9 protein-coding genes are annotated in these 17,101 nt (G+C 73.4%); 6 read left to right on the forward strand and 3 right to left on the reverse strand.

Annotated elements, in window-relative coordinates; translation table 11 throughout:
- The first annotated feature begins 3 nt into the window (after window positions 1-3).
- The 5 genes from pabB (at window position 4) to holA (ending at window position 8,858) form a co-directional block, all read left to right on the forward strand.
- A complete protein-coding gene (pabB, locus tag N3K63_RS07615) occupies window positions 4-1,296 on the forward strand; it encodes an aminodeoxychorismate synthase component I (RefSeq protein WP_261579559.1) in 1,293 nt (430 codons plus the stop codon).
- Window positions 1,297-1,392: 96 nt separating this feature from the next.
- The gene (leuS, locus tag N3K63_RS07620; protein ID WP_261579560.1) at window positions 1,393-3,966 is read left to right on the forward strand and encodes a leucine--tRNA ligase; all 2,574 of its coding nucleotides are present in this window, start codon (window positions 1,393-1,395) and stop codon (window positions 3,964-3,966) included.
- Between the two features lie 639 nt (window positions 3,967-4,605).
- A complete protein-coding gene (locus N3K63_RS07625) occupies window positions 4,606-5,232 on the forward strand; it encodes a ComEA family DNA-binding protein (protein WP_261579561.1) in 627 nt (208 codons plus the stop codon).
- Window positions 5,229-7,808 (forward strand): ComEC/Rec2 family competence protein, encoded by a 2,580-nt coding sequence (locus N3K63_RS07630; RefSeq protein ID WP_261579562.1) that lies wholly within the window; start codon window positions 5,229-5,231, stop codon window positions 7,806-7,808. The genes N3K63_RS07625 and N3K63_RS07630 overlap by 4 nt, the downstream gene beginning before the upstream one ends.
- A 9-nt stretch (window positions 7,809-7,817) precedes the next feature.
- Window positions 7,818-8,858, forward strand: coding sequence for a DNA polymerase III subunit delta (gene holA / locus N3K63_RS07635; RefSeq protein ID WP_261579563.1), 1,041 nt, complete (start codon window positions 7,818-7,820; stop codon window positions 8,856-8,858).
- A 790-nt stretch (window positions 8,859-9,648) separates the two neighbouring features.
- On the opposite strand, the gene rpsT is transcribed toward holA, so the two are convergent.
- Window positions 9,649-9,909, reverse strand: a complete 261-nt coding sequence (gene rpsT / locus N3K63_RS07640) for a 30S ribosomal protein S20 (protein ID WP_261579564.1) — start codon at window positions 9,907-9,909, stop codon at window positions 9,649-9,651.
- A 182-nt stretch (window positions 9,910-10,091) separates the two neighbouring features.
- Here rpsT and N3K63_RS07645 point away from each other — a divergent pair, with 182 nt between their 5' ends.
- Complete coding sequence (locus N3K63_RS07645) at window positions 10,092-11,339, forward strand: MFS transporter (protein ID WP_261579565.1); 1,248 nt, start codon at window positions 10,092-10,094, stop codon at window positions 11,337-11,339.
- On the opposite strand, the gene N3K63_RS07650 is transcribed toward N3K63_RS07645, so the two are convergent.
- The gene (locus N3K63_RS07650) at window positions 11,305-12,087 is read right to left on the reverse strand and encodes an alpha/beta fold hydrolase (RefSeq protein WP_261579566.1); all 783 of its coding nucleotides are present in this window, start codon (window positions 12,085-12,087) and stop codon (window positions 11,305-11,307) included. The two genes, N3K63_RS07645 and N3K63_RS07650, sit on opposite strands and share 35 nt — an antisense overlap.
- Before the next feature lie 112 nt (window positions 12,088-12,199).
- Window positions 12,200-16,969: an ExeM/NucH family extracellular endonuclease gene (locus tag N3K63_RS07655; RefSeq protein WP_261579567.1), complete on the reverse strand. Its 4,770-nt coding sequence runs from the start codon at window positions 16,967-16,969 to the stop codon at window positions 12,200-12,202.
- Between the last annotated feature and the right edge of the window lie 132 nt (window positions 16,970-17,101).

Consider the following 17,101-nt stretch of genomic DNA (forward strand, 5'->3'; position numbering starts at 1 on the left):
AAGGTGCCCGAACCCCTCGTCGCCCGCGCGCTGAGCGCCTGGATCGACCCGGCCGAGCGGTTCGTCTCCGGTCCCGGTCGGGGCCCCGACGCGTTCTGGCTCGACGCCGGTCCGGATGCCGTCGACGGGTGGAGCTGGTTGGGTGCCGGCACCCCGGTCGCCGACGCGCCCCGCGAGGTCGCCTGCGCACGCGACGAGCCGGACCGCGCGTGGGGGCCCTTCGGCGGGGGCTGGGTGGGCTGGCTCGCCTACGACGATGCGGCCGCCCGTGCGGGGGCGCCGGCCACCCCGGATGCCGGGACCGCGGCGGCCGCCTTCGTGCACGTCGACCGGTTCCTCGCCGTCGACCACGCCGCCCGGCGGCAGTGGGCGGTGGCCCCGGCATCCGCGATCGACGCCTTCGCCGCCGAGGTCGAGCAGTGGCGCGGGGTCTCGGCGAGCGCGCCGCCCGCCCCGGCCACGACCGCGCGGGCGCGCCACACCGCCGGTGCTTACGCCCACCTGATCGCGCGCTGCCGCGACGCGATCCGCGAGGGCGACGCCTACCAGCTGTGCCTCACGACCCGCTTCGACGTCGACGGCGACATCGACCCGCTGGCGGCCTATCTGCGGCTGCGGGCGGCCTCGCCCTCGCACCACGGCGGGTACCTGCGCACCGGCGGCATCGCGCTGGCCTCGGCGACCCCGGAGAGATTCCTCGAGATCACCGCCGGGCGCGTGCGCACGAGCCCGATCAAGGGCACGCGTCCGCGCGGGGCGGATGCCGCCGCCGACGCGGCCCTGGCCCGGGAGCTGGCCGCGAGCATCAAGGAACAGGCCGAGAACGTCATGATCGTCGACCTCATGCGCAACGACCTGCAGCGGGTGTGCGAACCCGGCTCGGTGATCGCCGAGCGCCTGCTCGAGGTGGAGAGCTACCCGGCCGTGCACCAGCTGGTGAGCACCGTGTCGGGGCGCCTGCGCGACGGCATCCGCATCGGCGATGTGCTGGATGCCGCCTTTCCGGCCGGCAGCATGACGGGCGCCCCGAAGCTGTCGGCCATGTCGATCCTGCACGCGCTGGAGCAGGGCCCGCGGGGCGTGTTCTCGGGCTGCTTCGGATGGATCGGATCCGACGGCGCCGCCGACCTCGCGATGGTGATCCGCTCGATCGTGGTGCATCCCGGCGGCGCATACGTCGGGGCCGGCGGCGGCATCACCTGGCGCTCCGACCCCGCCGAGGAGGTGGCTGAGGTGGCGCTGAAGGCCCGCCGGCCGCTCGCTGCGATCGGAGCCGCCCTGCCGAACGGCTGGTGAAAAGGCCGTTCCGGTAGGCTGGGGACACGCGCCCGCGCGTTCCCGCGCGCCTTCCGCGCGTTCCCGAACTTTCCGCACGATTGGTTCCGCCGTTCCATGAGCACCCCCGTCGAGTCCGCCGCCGCACGCAACCCGTTCGATCCGTACGCCATCCAGCAGAAGTGGCAGGAGCGCTGGGAGGCGGCCGACCCGTTCCGTGCCGGCGGCGAGAGCGACACCCGCCCGCGCAAGTACGTGCTCGGCATGTTCCCCTACCCCTCCGGCGACCTGCACATGGGTCACGCCGAGAGCTACGCCTACGTCGACATCGTGGCGCGGTTCTGGCGCCACCGCGGCTACAACGTGCTCAACCCCATCGGGTGGGACTCGTTCGGCCTGCCGGCCGAGAACGCCGCCATCCAGCGCGGCGCCGACCCGCGCGAGTGGACCTACGCCAACATCGCCCAGCACAAGAAGAGCTTCCGCGAGTACGGCTCGTCCTACGACTGGTCGCGCATCCTCCACACCAGCGACCCCGAGTACTACCGCTGGAACCAGTGGCTGTTCCAGAAGATGTTCGAGCGGGGCCTGGCGTACCGCAAGGAGAGCCCGGTCAACTGGTGCCCCAACGACCAGACCGTGCTCGCCAACGAGCAGGTCGTCGACGGCCACTGCGAGCGCTGCGGCGCCGAGGTCATCAAGAAGAAGCTGACGCAGTGGTACTTCAAGATCACCGACTACGCCGACCGGCTGCTCGACGACCTGAACCAGCTCGAGGGCTTCTGGCCGCACAAGGTGCTGCAGATGCAGCGCAACTGGATCGGCCGCTCCATCGGCGCCGACGTCGATTTCGAGATCGAAGGCCGTGACGGCAAGGTCACCGTCTTCACCACGCGCCCCGACACCCTGCACGGGGCGACGTTCATGGTCATCGCCCCCGACTCCGACCTCGCCGCGGAGCTCGCCGCCGGGTCCTCCGACGACGTGCAGGCGCGCTTCCAGGACTACCTCGCGACGGTGCAGAAGACCAGCGAGATCGACCGGCAGATCACCGACCGGCCGAAGACCGGCGTGTTCCTCGAGCGCTACGCCGTCAACCCGATCAACGGCGACCGCCTGCCGATCTGGGCCGCCGACTACGTGCTGGCCGACTACGGCCACGGCGCCGTCATGGCCGTGCCCGGCCACGACCAGCGCGACCTCGACTTCGCCCGCGCGTTCGGCCTGCCGGTGCGCGTGGTGGTCGACACCACCGCGCCGGTCACCGGTGCCATCCCGGTGATCGAGCTCGACGAGCAGGGCGTGCCGATCGATCCGGGCAACCCCCAGCTCGACGAGCTCGACCCCGCCACCACCGGCATCGCCCTCACCGGCGACGGCCGCATGGTCAACTCGGGCTCGCTCGACGGCCTCAGCAAGCGCAACGCCATCGCCCGCGCGATCGAGGAGCTGACGGCATCCGGCAACGGCCGCGCCAGCAAGACCTACCGCCTGCGCGACTGGCTCATCTCCCGGCAGCGGTTCTGGGGCACCCCGATCCCCATGATCCACACCGAGGACGGGCGCATCGTGCCCGTGCCCGAAGACCAGCTCCCGCTGACGCTCCCCGACGCGCAGGGCCTCGACCTCGCGCCCAAGGGCACCTCGCCCCTGGGTGGGGCGACCGAGTGGATGCAGACCGTCGACCCCGAGACCGGTGAGCCGGCGCTGCGCGACCCCGACACGATGGACACGTTCGTCGACAGCTCGTGGTACTTCCTGCGCTTCCTCGCCCCCCACGACGCCACCGAGGCGTTCCCGCGCCGTGAGGCTGACCGCTGGGCGCCCGTCGACTCCTACATCGGCGGTGTCGAGCACGCGATCCTGCACCTGCTGTACGCGCGCTTCATCACCAAGGTGCTCTTCGACCTGGGCGAGATCGACTTCACCGAGCCGTTCTCCAACCTCATCAACCAGGGCATGGTGCTGCTGGGCGGCTCGAAGATGTCCAAGAGCAAGGGCAACCTCGTCGAGTTCGCCGCCAGCATGGTCGACCCGGGTGCGGATGCCGTGCGCGTGGCGATCGCGTTCGCCGGCCCCGTCGAAGACGACATCGAGTGGGAGGACGTGTCCACCACCGGTGCGCAGAAGTTCCTCGCCCGAGCCTGGCGTGTGGCCGAAGACGTCACCAGCGCGCCCGACGTGGTGTGGGCCGAGGGCGACACCGCCCTGCGGCGCGTCACCCACCGGCTGCTGGCCGACGCCCCCGGCCTGGTCGAGCAGACGAAGTTCAACGTCGTCGTCGCCCGCCTGATGGAGCTCGTCAACGCCACCCGCAAGGCCATCGACACCGGTGCCGGCCCCGCCGACCCGGCCGTGCGCGAAGCCGCCGAGGCGATTGCGATGATCCTCGACCTGTTCGCCCCGCACACCGCGGAGGAGATGTGGGAGATCCTCGGCTACGAGCCCTTCGTCGGCCTCGTGCCCTGGCGTCAGGCCGACCCGACCCTGCTGGTCGAGGAGTCGGTCACCGCGGTCGTGCAGATCGACGGCAAGGTGCGCAGCACCCTCGAGGTGCCCGCGCGCATCAGCCCCGACGAGCTCGAGGCCCTCGCCCGCGCCGACGAGAAGGTGCTCCGCTCGCTCGGCGACCGCGAGATCGTCCGCGTCGTCGTGCGCGCCCCGAAGGTCGTGAGCTTCACCACCGCCTGAGTGGTGGGCGCTGCGGCGCTGGGCGCTGGTGCTGCGGTGCTGGTGTGCTGGGCGTTGCGGCGCTGCGCCGCTGCGGTGCTGCGGTGCTGCGGTGCTGCGGTGCTGGGCGTTGTTGCTGAACGGGACGCCCCTGAGGGGTTGTCCCGTTCGGTGTTGGTGGGGCTGTGCCCCGTTCGCTCGCGCCCTGTTGCGGCCCCAGGCGCCCCCACTCGGCAGTTGGGCGCCAGTGAACGCGAGCCCCGGGGCGTCCCGGAGGTTCACTCGCGGCCAAGTGTCGCCTTGGGGGTCCTCACGCCGCAGTTGGGCGCCAGTGCACGTGGGGAGGCCGCGCCCAGGTTCGCTCGCGCCCAAGCGTCGCCTTGGGGGTCCTCACGCCGCAGTTGGGTGCCAGTGAACGCGGGGCGGTGCGCGAGCCCGTGGCTCGCTCGCGCCTTGATGTGGCCTCGCGGGGCCCCAGGGGACAGTTGGGCGCGAGTGAGCGATGGGCAGACAGCCCGGCGGGGCCTCGGGGGTGAGGGTGTGCGGCGGCGCGGATGCGTGATCGCACAGCTTCCTCACCGGAGGGGTCGCGGGGCGATTCCTCCACGGATCGGGCAGGTCGGCGTCTGACGCAGGGCGAGGCCTGCGAGCCTCGGTGGAATGACGGCCGGCGACGGGCAACGACGAAGGAGGCTCGGCCTCGGCGCCGCGATCGTCCTGGTGATCGCCATCGCCGCGGTCACCGTCGGCATCGGCGTCGTGCGCACGGTCGCCGCGCCGGCAGCCTCGGTACCCCGCCCGACCGCCGCGACCACCACCGCAGACGCGGGGGTCACGCCGGCAGCGCTCTACGTGCACGTCGCCGGCGCGGTCGCCGCTCCTGGGCTCTACCGCCTCGACGCGGGCACGCGCGTCGTCGACGCCATCGGCGCCGCCGGGGGCCTCGCCCCCGATGCCGATCCCGCCGCGGTCAACCTCGCGCGGCCGCTCTCCGACGGCGAGCAGCTCATCGTCCCGCGGGTCGGCGACGTTCCCGCGGCCGGAGCCGGCGGCGCGAGCGACACGGGCGGGAACGCCGGTGGCGTCGGGCCCGACGGCAAGATCGACCTCAACACGGCGGATGCGACGGCGCTCGAGACGCTCCCGCGCATCGGGCCGGCCTTGGCCGAACGCATCCTGCAGTGGCGGGAGCAGAACGGACGTTTCACGAGCGTCGACGATCTGCTGTCGGTGCCGGGCATCGGCGACAAGATGCTGGCCGGCCTCCGGGATCTGGTGCGGGTATGACCGGGCGCCGAGCGCGACGCACCGACCTGCGACTGGTGCCGGTGGCCGCGGTGGCATGGGCCGTCGCCGCGCTCACCACCGCGCTGCCGGGCACCGCCGTCGCCGTCGCGGCTATCGGCGGTACCGTCACGGTGGTGGCGCTGCTGGTCGCGGCGCGCGCGGCGCGGGGCGGCGCGGGGACAGCGTCGAGGACGGATGCGACGCATGAGAGCGACGGGCGACCACACGGCGCCGCGTCGCGCGCGGCGATGGCGAGAGCTCTGGGCCCGCGCGTCGCACTTCCCACCCCGGATGCCACGGCTCCGCCCGCTGACCCGGTGCACGGCCGGATGGAAGAGGCGCGGCCGGAGCCACAGCAGGGCGCGGGGCAGGCACGCGGCACCCCGGCATCACACACGCGGCACAGAGCCCCTCGCCGCCGCATCGAACACTGGCAGGGCCTCGCGGCGCTCGTGGCGGTCGCCGCTGCGGTGGGCGTCGGCGTCGCGTTGCACGTGGCGGCGGCGGCCCCCGCGCGCGACGCGGTCGCAGCGCTGCCGGTCGATGGTGGCCGCTCGCTGCGGCTGGAGGCAGTCGTCGTCGGGAAAGTCGAGCCGGGAGCGGTCGGCATCCGCTTCGACGCCCATCTCGAGCAGGTGGCGGTCGGTTCCGCCGTGCAGGCCGTGAGCGCGCCGATCGTCGTGCGCGCCGACGCCCGCGTCGACGGCCTCGACGTCGGGGCGCGGGTGGCGCTGGAAGGCACCGCGTTCCGCGCCGATGCGGGGGCGCGGGCGGTGCTCGTCGTCGACGCGTCGACTCTCAGCGTGCGGGCCCCGCCGCAGGGGGTGTTGGCGGCCGCGGCCGGTCTGCGCGGAGGACTCCACGAGGTCGTCCGCGGGCTCCCCGAACCGGGAGCGGGGCTCGTCCCGGGTCTTGCGGTGGGCGACACGGCCGGGGTGTCCGCCGAGCTCGACGCGGCCATGAAGGCGTCATCGCTGTCGCACCTCACCGCCGTCTCCGGGGCCAACTGCGCGCTGGTGGTCGGCATCGCCTTCGCAGCGGCGGCGCTGTGCGGCGCGCGCCGCTGGGTGCGCGTCACGCTCGCTCTCGCCGTGCTGGCGGGCTTCGTCGTCCTGGTCACACCCGAACCCAGCGTCGTGCGCGCGGCGGTGATGGCCGCCATCGGGATGCTGGGACTCGTGCTCGGCCGCATCGGCGCGGGCGTGTCGCTGCTGACGGCCGCCGTCACCGGCATCCTGCTGCTGGACCCGTGGCTGTGCACCTCGCTCGGTTTCGCGCTCTCGGCGGCTGCGACCGCGGCGCTGCTGCTGCTGGCGGGGCCGCTCGCCGACGGGCTCAGCCGATGGATGCCGGGCCCCGTGGCGCTGGCTGTCGCGGTGCCCCTGGCCGCTCAACTGGCGTGCGGACCGCTGCTGATCCTCATCGCGCCGACCGTACCGCTGCAGGGTGTGCTCGCCAACATCCTCGCCGGGCCCGCCGCGCCCGCCGCGACGGTGCTGGGGCTGGCGGCCTGCCTGCTGGCGGGGGTGCCCGTGCTGGGGGCAGGACTGGCGGGGCTGGCCTGGCTTCCCGCCGCATGGATCGCCGGCACGGCCGAGGTGCTCTCCGGCATCCCCGCGGTGCCATGGCCGGACGGGCCCCTCGGCGCGGCGCTGCTCGCGGTCGTCGGCGGGGCGGTGGCCGTGACCGTCGTCGCCGTCCGCGGTCGCCTGCGCGCCGCGTCGGTCGTGGTCGTCTGCGCGGCCGCCGGGATCATCGCCGGGGCGGGGCCGGGGCTGGGACTTGTCGAACGGGCCACGACGCCGGGGGAGTGGACCGTCGTCGCGTGCGAGGTCGGGCAGGGGGATGCCGTGCTGCTGCGCAGCGCGGGTCGCATCATGCTCGTCGACACCGGGCCCGATCCGGAGCCGCTGGGCGCCTGCCTCGATCGGTGGGCGGTCGGCCGCATCGACGTGCTGGTTCTCACGCACTTCGACGCCGATCACCGCGGCGGGATCGCCGCCGTGACCGGTCGGGTCGACCTGCTCGTGCACGGTCCCACCGACGACGCAGCCGACGCCGCGCTCGTCGACGAGCTGGTCGCGGGAGGCGCCCGCGCGGTGGCCGTGACGACCGGGATGACGGGCGTGCTGGGCGAGGCGACGTGGCGGGTGCTCTGGCCGCGCACGCGCGCCGAGCCCGGCAACGACGCCAGCGTCGTCGTCGACGTGTCAGGCGGCGGGCTGCCGTCGACCCTGCTGCTCGGCGACCTCTCCGCCTCGCCGCAGCAGTCGATCCTGGCATCCGGAGCACTGCGCGGCCGCTACGACGTGGTCAAGGTCGCACATCACGGCAGCGCCGACCAGTCGCCCGACCTCTATCGCGCGACGCGGCCCGGAATCGCGCTGGTGACCGTGGGCGAGAACGACTACGGGCACCCGCGGGCGTCGATCCTCGAGACCCTCGCCACCGTGGGCGCTTTCACGGCGCGCACCGACCGGGGCGGCGACGCGGCGCTCTGGCTCGACGGCGACGTGCTGCGGGTGTGGCGCCGCCGGCCCGACGAGGCGGCGGGCGACGTCGCACCCGGTGGCTAGGCTGGTCGGATGACGCCCGCGCCCCGTCGATCCGCCTCCCGCACGCCCGCGCGCTCGGCGATCCCGCAGCAGTCCTGGCGCGCCCCGCAGCCCGCGCCGATCGTGCTGGTCTCCGGCCCCGAAGAGATCTGCGCCGAGCGCGCGACCGCCGGCATCCGCGACTACCTGCGCGCCGAAGACGAGAGCCTCGAAGTCAGCGACCTGCGCGCCGACGACTACGCGCCCGGTTCCCTCCTCGGACTCACCTCGCCCAGCCTGTTCGGTGAGCCGCGTCTCGTGCGCGTGGGCGGCGTCGAGAAGTGCAGCGACGCGTTCCTCACCGAGGCCCTCGCCTACCTCGAGTCGCCGCAAGAGGGTGCCACCGTCGTGCTGCGACACACCGGGGCGAGCGTGCGCGGCAAGAAGCTGCTGGATGCCATCCGCTCCGGCCTCGGCGGCGGCGTCGAGATCGCGTGCCCCGCGGTCAAGCGCGACTCCGACCGGTTCGACTTCGCCGCCGGCGAGTTCCAGGCAGCGGGCAAGCGCATCGCCCCCGCGGCGCTGCGCTCGCTCGTCGGCGCGTTCACCGATGACCTCACAGAGCTCGCCGCGGCCTGCCAGCAGTTGATCTCGGATGTCGCCGGCGACATCGGCGAGCAGACCGTCGAGCGCTACTACGGCGGCCGCGTCGAGACGACGGCGTTCACCGTCGCCGACACCGCCATCGCCGGACGCTACGGCGACGCGCTCGTCGCCCTGCGCCACGCCCTCACCAGCGGCGCCGACCCGGTTCCCCTGGTCGCCGCGATCGCCTCGAAGCTGCGCACCATGGCGCGTGTGGCCGGCTCGCGCGAGCCGGCCGCCGCCCTCGCCGCGCGCCTGGGCATGAAGGACTGGCAGGTCGACCGCGCCCGCCGCGACCTGTCGGGGTGGAACGAGGCCTCACTCGGCCTCGCCATCCAGGCCGCCGCCCGCGCGGATGCCGAGGTCAAAGGCGCGTCCCGTGACGCCGTCTTCGCCGTCGAACGCCTCGTGACCGTCATCGCTACCCGCGCGCCGTACGGTTCCTGAGCCGGAGCCTCCTGCGCCGGGGGTCGGTGCCGGTGTCGGTCGTGGGGCTGCGCGCCGACGGCATCCGGGTGTTGCGGGCGCCATACCCGCGCTATGTGGGACCTGCCTCGGCGGCGCGTCCCGCGAACGGTGGCTTGCGGGCGCGGTATGCGCGTTCTGGACGACGTGTCTCGGTGCCGTGTCCCGCGAAAGGTGTCAGCGTGTCCCGGAGACGGTGGGTTGAGGGCGCTAGATCCGCATTCTGTGTGGCGTGCCTCGGTGCCGTGTCCCGGAGACGGTGGGTTGAGGGCGCTGGATCCGCATTCTGTGTGACGTGCCTCGGTGCCGTGTCCCGGAATCGGCGGGTTGCGGGCGCTGCACCCGCGGTCTGTGGGACTTGCCTCGGTGCCGTGTCCCGGAATCGGTGGGTTCTGGGCGCTGCACCTGCGTTCTGTGGGACTTGCCTCGGTGCGATGTCCCGGAATCGGTGGGTTGCGGGCGCTGCATCTGCATTCTGTGGGACCTGCCCTAGCTGCGTGTCCCGGAGACGGTGGGTTCTGGGCGCTGCGCCCGCGTTCTGTGGGACCTGGCTGCGCTCGGCGCGGGTGGCCCCGCCTTGGGGTTCACTCGCGCCTAGATGTGGCCTCGGGCCGCGCGAGGCGGCAACTGGGCGCCAGTGAACAGCGGGAGCGGTTCCGGTACCGCGCCGCGCACGGCCCCGCCGCCGAGCGGGCGCCGCAGAGCAACCACCCGCGCCGTGAACGACGAAGGCCCGCCCCTGACGGGACGGGCCTTCGGGTGCGCGCTCGGATCAGAGAGCGGCGACCTGCTTCGCGATGGCCGACTTGCGGTTCGCGGCCTGGTTCTGGTGGATGACGCCCTTGCTCACGGCCTTGTCGAGCTTCTTGGACGCCTTCGCGAGGGCCTTCTCCGCGGCGGCCTTGTCGCCGGCGGCGACGGCCTCGCGGGTGCGGCGCACCTCGGTCTTCAGCGCGCTCTTGACGGCCTTGTTGCGCTCGTGCGCCTTCTCGTTGGTCTTGTTGCGCTTGATCTGCGACTTGATGTTCGCCACGTTCGACGTATCTTTCGTTCGGAGTTATCGGTTGGATGTGCCGGGTGGGCGGTAGAGGGGCGCCTCCGGCGGTCGCACGGTGTGGGAACCGTACGCGCAAGCCAAACAGTGAGTCTACCAGGTTCCGGCGCGTCGCATCGGACATCGACGGCCGCGCGGCCCCGCTGCGGCATGATCATGCCATGCGCGTCGGACCCCGCTGGTTCCTGCTGTTCACCCTCGCCTGGCTGGCCCTGTGGACGGTGCAGCTCACACCGCTGCAGCTGCTCATCCCGCTGCAGCTGGACACCCCCGACGATGCCTCCGGGTGGGTGTCGGGCGTCGTGTGGTCGGGACTCGTGCTCGCCGTCGGCGGCGTCGCGGGCGTGATCGCCGCGCCGATCGCGGGCGGACTGTCCGACCGCACGCGCGGACGGTTCGGCAGACGCCGTCCCTGGGCGCTGGCCGGCGTCGTGGTCGCGGCGGTCTCGCTGGTGGGCATCTCCGTCGCCTCCGGCCCCTGGAGTGTGGGGCTCGCCTGGATCGGCGTGTCGGTGGGCACCGCGGTCGCCTCGGCGGCGTTCACGGCGATGATCGCCGATCAGCTCGCGGGGCAGCGCGGCACGGCATCCGCGGTGGTGTCGTCGTCGCAGGCGCTCGGGATCGTGCTCGGCGTCGGCGTGGTCGTCGTGTTCGGGCTCAGTGTGATGGCCGGCTACCTGGTGCTGGCCGGCTTCCTGCTGGTGGCCGGCGCCGCCGCCGCGCTGCTGCTGCCCGACCCGCCCGAGGCCGCGGCATCGGAGCGGGCGCGCACACCGCGGCGGCTCGGCGAACGGCTCGCGGCGCTGCGCGACCGCGACTTCGCGTGGCTGCTGGCCGGACGCCTCACCGTCAACATCGGCAATGCCCTGGGCACCGGGCTGCTGCTGTTCTTCCTGCTGTACGGCCTCGGCCTCGACCCAGCGACGGCGGAGGAGGACCTGCTGCTGCTGATCGTCGTCTACACGGTCTTCGTCGTGGCCTCGTCGGTGGTCGCCGGCGGCATCTCCGACCGCACCGGCCGCCGCCGCGGCATCGTCGTGTGGTCGGCGATCGTGCAGGGCGGCGCCGCGCTGCTGCTGGCCGCGTTCCCGTCGCTGACGGTCGCGATGGTCGCCGCGGCGCTGCTGGGCGTCGGCTACGGGGCCTACATGGCGGTCGGGCTCGCCTTCGCGACCGACCTGCTGCCCCACCCCGACGACCACGCTCGCGACCTCGGCTTCGTGAACGTCTCGGCCAGTCTCGGGCAGCTGCTCGGCCCGCTCATCGGCGCCGGACTCGTCGCCGCGGTCGGCGGCTTCGCCCTCATGTTCGCCGTCGGCGGCGCACTGTCGATCGTCGGCGGCATCATGACCCTCGCCATCCGCCGCCGCGACGTCACGACCCCGCAGACGGCCCCTGCTCGGGCGTGACCGCCGGCTCGACACTCCCCGGCGCACCCTCGCCCTGTTCGAGCGTCACGAGCGCCAGCTCGAGCATCAGGTTGAACACGTCGGGGCGCATCGCCGTCACGAGATGGGTCGTGCGCGGCACGACGTACAGCTCGGCGTGGGGCACTGCGGCGGCGAAGACGCGCTCGTTGAAGCGCAGCTGATCGAACTCGCCGTTGATGAACCAGGTCGGCACCCGGATGCGGCGCAGCGCCGCCACCAGGTCGAGCGACGACAGCGAGGCCAGCGCGATGTCCTGTGCATCGTAGGCGTAGCCGCCCGCCCCGAAGTCGGCGCGGGTCTCCACCGGCAGCGTGCGGTCGAGCATCCGGTCGGCCAGCCACTGCCCGCGGCCGGGAAGGGCGTCGACGCGGCGGGCCAGCGCCCGGTAGGTCGCCAGCGCGATGCCGCGGGGGAAGGCGGTGCAGGATGCCGCGACGAAGCCGGCCACCGGCGGCGGCTCCTCCGCGCCGACGTAGGCGGTCGACACGAGCCCGCCCATGGAATGACCCACCAGCAGCACGGGGCCGCGCGCGGCGGCGGAGCGCACCGCGTCGTCGATCGTCTCGAGCGCGCCGGGGAGGGTGAAGGTCTCACCCATGCGGGTGCCGTGTCCGGGCAGATCGAGGGCGACGGCATCCGTGCCGCGCTCGGCGAGATAGGCCAGCTGTGCGCGCCACATCGTGGCGGACGTGCGGATGCCGTGGACCATCACCACCGAAACCGACATGCCCCCAGCCTGTCAGAACAGGCCGGGGGCGGGTCGGGATGCCCAGCACTCGCTCAGTGCAGCAGCATTGCTCTGCTCCGGAAAGCGCTCAGCAGCACTCAGCAGCATGCGCTCACCGCAGCGCGTACACGCTCACCTCGTTGCTGACGGAGCCGTCGACCGTGGCCGGGTCGCTGGGCACGAACACCGCCGTGTAGCGGTGCGTGCCGCGGCTGAGCACGCCCAGGCGCAGCGTCGCGACGCCCCGGCGCACCTCGGCGGTGCCCACGAGCGTGCCCTCGGGCCCGCCCTCGCGATACTCGACGACGCCCTCGGGGCGCCCGCCGTCCTGCGAGACGGCGGCGATGAGCGTGGTGGGCAGGAGGCGGTTGAGGTGCACCGGCAGCAGCGCGATGAGGCGCGTCGAGGTGGCCGCCTTGACGACGGTCTGCTCGACCTGCAGCGGCACCTGCACGACCGTGCCCGACGGCGCCGCCGTGAGGGTGAGGGTCACCGCGCCGGCGGGGGTGCCCGCGGGGATCGTCGCGGTCACCGTGGCCGCGCCGGCGGCGACCGGCACCTCGCCGAGCACCTGGTCGCCCAGGGCGACGGTCACCGAGGTGTTCTCGGGGGCGCCGCGGCTGGTGAGGTTGAGACCGGCCACCGAGAACTCGACGGTCTCGCCCGCGGCGACCGTCTCGGGGACGCCCGAGACCTGCACGGCGTGCTTGGCGTAGTCCGGCGCCACGGGGGAGCGGTCGGCGAGGAAGTCGATCCACTGCTCGTAGTCGAGCAGGCCGGTGTCGACATAGCCGGTGCCCTCGGTGAAGGCGCGGAAGTTGTCACCGCCGGTGGCCAGGAACGAGAACGTGCCGATGCGGTACTCGGCGGCCGGGTCGATCGGGGCCCCGTCGACGGTCACCGACGTGATGCGCGAGCCCTCCGGCAGGGCCGGGTCGTAGGTGTACGACACGTTGTCGGACAGCCCGAGCTGCAGGTAGGGGCGCGAGGGCACGTTGCCCGCGGCGTCCCGCTGCCACTGCTGCTCGAGGAGCGTCGTGAACTGGGCGCCGGTGAGGGTGACCAGGGCCAGCGTGTTGTTGAACGGCAGCACGGCGTTGGCCTGCGAGTACGAGATCGTCCCGTCGGGAAGACCCGGCACCGCGGTGGAGCCGAACTCGGCCTGCGTGTCCCACAGGTCGGCGCGCAGGCCGCCCGGGTTGGTCACACCGATCTGGGCGCCGCTGGGCAGGGCCGACAGCGAGTCGCGCAGCATGTCGGCGACGGTGTTGCCCAGCACCGACTCGCTGGCGCGGTCGTCGCGAGTGCCGCCGGTGTAGACGCCGTTGACGAACGCCCCGCCGCTGTAGGCGGTGGTGAGGTCGCCCGACACCTCGGCGACGGCCGTGTTGCCGATCTCGGCCGCTGCGGCCAGCGCGTCGGCGACGATCTGCGACACCTCGGCCACCCGCGGGTAGGCCGCGACGAGGTCGGCGTCGGCGGTCGTGGTGCGCGGGATGTTCGTCTCGGTGTGGGCGGTCGCCTCGCCGGTGGCCGGGTCGACGGTCAGCGTGATGCGGCCGAGGTTGGCGCCGTAGGAGCCCGTCTGCACGACGGGACGCGTGCGGTCGGTGCCGGGGATCTGCGCCGACCACGCGTACTCCTTGTGCGTGTGACCGGTGAAGATCGCGTCGACCTCGGCGGAGGTGTCGTCGACGATCGCGGCGAAGGCGCCGCCGGCGGCGAGCTCCTCGTCCAGCGTCGCCCCGTCGGGCGTGCCCGCGCCGGCACCCTCATGGTAGAGGGCGACGAGCACGTCGGCCTCGCCGTTGGCGGGGTCGCCGTCGCTCAGCTGCGCGGCCACGCGGTTGACGGCTTCGACCGGGTCGCCGAAGTCGAGGTCGGTGATGCCGGCGGGGGAGACCAGCGTGGGGGTCTCCTCGGTGACGGCGCCGATGACGCCGACGGTGAGCCCGCCCGCCTCGAGCAGCGTGTACTCGTCCAGCGCCGGGGTGGTCGTGCCCGCGAGGTACACGTTGGCCCCCAGCTGCGGGTAGTCGGATGCGTCGCTCACGCGACCGGCGAGGTCGGCGAAGCCGCGGTCGAACTCGTGGTTGCCCACGGCGCTGGCCTGCAGCCCGAGGGCGTTGAGCACATCGATGGTGGGCTGGTCCTGCGCGACGGCGGAGGGGAACAGCGACGCGCCGATGTTGTCGCCCGACGACAGGAACAGCACGGGCCCGGATGCCGCGGCGCGCTGCTGCTCGACGGTTCCCGCGAACTTCACCGTGTTGGCGTCGATGCGGCCGTGGAAGTCGTTGATGCCGAGCAGGGTGAGCTCCACCGGAGCGGCCTGGGCCGACAGGCCGACGACGACGGGGTCGTGGTCGGAGGAGCGGTAGGCGTCGGGGGCGTAGAACTCGGTGCCGTGGTAGCGGAACCGGCTGTACTCCAGCGCGAGGGCCTCACCGGAGTTGATGTTCCAGATGTCGGCGCCGGTGGCCCGGCCCAGAGCCGCCTCGTTGAGCAGGATGTGGTCGAGCGAGCCCGACAGCCCCTGGAAGCTGTACGACGACGAGTCCACCTCGAGGGCGGCCTCCGCGTCGGCGTAGCCGGCGGCGAAGAGCACCTGCAGCGGGTCCTCCTGCGAGTAGGAGTTGAAGTCGCCGGCGAGGGCGACGGCATCCACGTCGCCGCGCACCTGGTCGACCCAGTCGCGCAGAGCCGTCGCCTGACGCACCCGCGACTCGTTCGACGAGCCCTGGCCGTCGCCGGTGTCGGCGTCGCCGGGCCACGGGCCGGCGGAGCCCTTCGACTTGAAGTGGTTCACCACGAACAGCAGCGGTGCGCCGCCGGCCGCCGGCTCGAACACCTGCGCGATGGGTTCGCGCGCGTTGCCGAAGGCCTGGTCGTCGCCGCTCTGGTCGCCGAGAGCGCGCGCGGCGCCCACGGGCGTGGCCGCTGCGGTGCGATAGATGATCGCGTTGGTGATGACGTCCTGCTCGGATGCCGGGGGCAGATCTGCCGACGAGGGCACGAACGCCCACTCCTGGCGACCGGCGGCCGCGTTGAGGGCGGCCACCAGGGTGGCCGTGGCCTCGTCGGGCTGCTCGCCGAGGGCGGCCGAGTTCTCGATCTCCATGAGACCGACCACATCGGCGTCCAGAGCGGAGATGGCCGCGACGATCTTGTCCTGCTGACGCTCGAGGTCGCCCGCGTCCCACGCGCCGCGCTGGTCGCAGCCCTCGCGCACGGTCACGCCGTCGCCGAAGCGGTCGCTGTAGGCCACGCACGAGGCGCTGTCGGTGCCGAGGGTCGTGAAGTAGTTGAGCACGTTGAACGACGCGATCGACAGGTCGCCGCCGACGGCGTCCGGGCCCGCCGAGCGGGTGTTCTCGAACACGACCTCGTCGGTGCCGCTGCCGTCGGCCACCAGCGCGGTGGTGGGGTTCAGCTTCCACGCGTTGTTGCGGTAGTCGACGATGACCGGGGCGGAGAAGCTCACGCCCGCGCCCACGATGATCGGCTCGTCGAGGGAGACGTAGGCGGGGGTGAGGGCGGCGTTCGCGGCGCTGAGGAAGTTGGTCGTGGCGCCGTCGTCGAGGGTGACCGCACGGGCGGCGTTGTCGGCGACGACCGCGGCGGCCTCGGCCGAGCCGGGGGCCGCGACGTCGGTGGGCTGCCGCAGCGGCTCGTCGCCGGCAGCCAGGCCCACCTCGCCGTACTGGTTGGTGCTGTAGGTGTTGGTGACGGTGAAGGCGCCGTCGGGTGCGATGAGCATCGACTCGAGGGCCTCGCGCTCGGCGGCCGTGCGCGGCCAGCCGACGGCGACCGGCACCGGGGCGGCCGCGTCGGCGACCTTCACGGCGCCGCCGGCGCCCACGGTGAGCTGGGTGAGACCGAAGTACTCCGACACCGCGCCGGTGACCTGCACGGTGTCGCCCGGGGCGACCTCGCCCACTGCGCCGGGCGCATAGACGAAGACGGCGTCGGAGGCCGTGCGGGCGGCGTCGCCGCCGGAGCCCGGGGTCTGGATGACGTAGCCGTTGAAGCCGCCGGTGGGGTAGTGGGCGGTCACGACGCCGGTGGTGGTGACCGTCTGCCCGGCCAGCGGCGAGGTCTCGCCGGTGCCCTGGATCTCGGCGATCGCCACCGTCGCCGGCGCGGTCGGCGTCGGAGTGGGCGTGGGCGTGGGGGTGACGGTGGGCGTCGGGGTGGGGGTGGTGGTGCCGCCCAGGCCCTGCGGGCTCGGGACGCCGGCGGTGAAGTCCGCCGCGTTGTCGGCGGTGTTGGCGAACTGGGCGTTGCGGGAGACGCTCGTGGCGTTGGAGGTGGCGGGAGCGGGCGCCGAGCCGGCGAACGCCGAGGCGGTCGGCCCCCAGCCGACCAGGTCGACGACCTCGGGCAGGGCGGCGGTGCCACCGGCCCCCGACAGCGCGGTGGTGGTGTTCACCAGCGCGACCTTGCCGGTCGTCCCCGACAGGGCGATGGTGCCGTCGACGTCGGCGGTGAATCCCGGCAGCGCCGTGTTGGCGCCGGTGGCCTGCCCGATGAGCAGCTGCTGCCCGGCCGGCAGCGTGAGATCGCCCAGCGGGGTGACCGCCCACGAGGCGCCCGTCGCCGAGGCGTACTGCACGCTGTAGCCGCTGAGCGAGGCCGGGGCGTCGCCCACGTTGGCCAGCTCGATGAAGTCGCGGTTGAAGGCGGCGCCGTTGTTGCCGCCGCCGCCATAGACCTCGGAGATCACCAGGTCGGCCTCGACGCTGACCGCCGCCGCCGCGGGCAGCGGCGCGAGGGCGAGGCCGGCGGCGACGGTGGCGGCCGCGGCGATGGCCGCGACCGTGCGGCGGCCGCGCGGCGGGGAGGCGATGGTGGGGGCGGGCAGGGCGTTGCTGTGCGTCACGATGCGTCTCCGGGGCGGCTCGGGCGCGACTGGGGATATCGCGCAGCTTCCGACCGCAAGATTGAGCATTCGGGGTGGTCCCGCCCCGCGACAAGAGGCAGAACGGTTAACTCTTTCTCATCGACCGCTGCC

The organism is Microbacterium festucae (genome assembly GCF_025421715.1).
Taxonomy (GTDB): Bacteria; Actinomycetota; Actinomycetes; order Actinomycetales; family Microbacteriaceae; genus Microbacterium; species Microbacterium festucae.

Coding starts and splice junctions, on each gene's coding strand:
- leuS (WP_261579560.1), top strand. CDS start 1,393: ATGAGCACCCCCGTCGAGTCCGCCGCCGCACGCAACCCGTTCGATCCG.
- N3K63_RS07625 (WP_261579561.1), top strand. CDS start 4,606: ATGACGGCCGGCGACGGGCAACGACGAAGGAGGCTCGGCCTCGGCGCC.
- N3K63_RS07630 (WP_261579562.1), top strand. CDS start 5,229: ATGACCGGGCGCCGAGCGCGACGCACCGACCTGCGACTGGTGCCGGTG.
- holA (WP_261579563.1), top strand. CDS start 7,818: ATGACGCCCGCGCCCCGTCGATCCGCCTCCCGCACGCCCGCGCGCTCG.
- N3K63_RS07645 (WP_261579565.1), top strand. CDS start 10,092: ATGCGCGTCGGACCCCGCTGGTTCCTGCTGTTCACCCTCGCCTGGCTG.
- N3K63_RS07650 (WP_261579566.1), bottom strand. CDS start 12,087: ATGTCGGTTTCGGTGGTGATGGTCCACGGCATCCGCACGTCCGCCACG.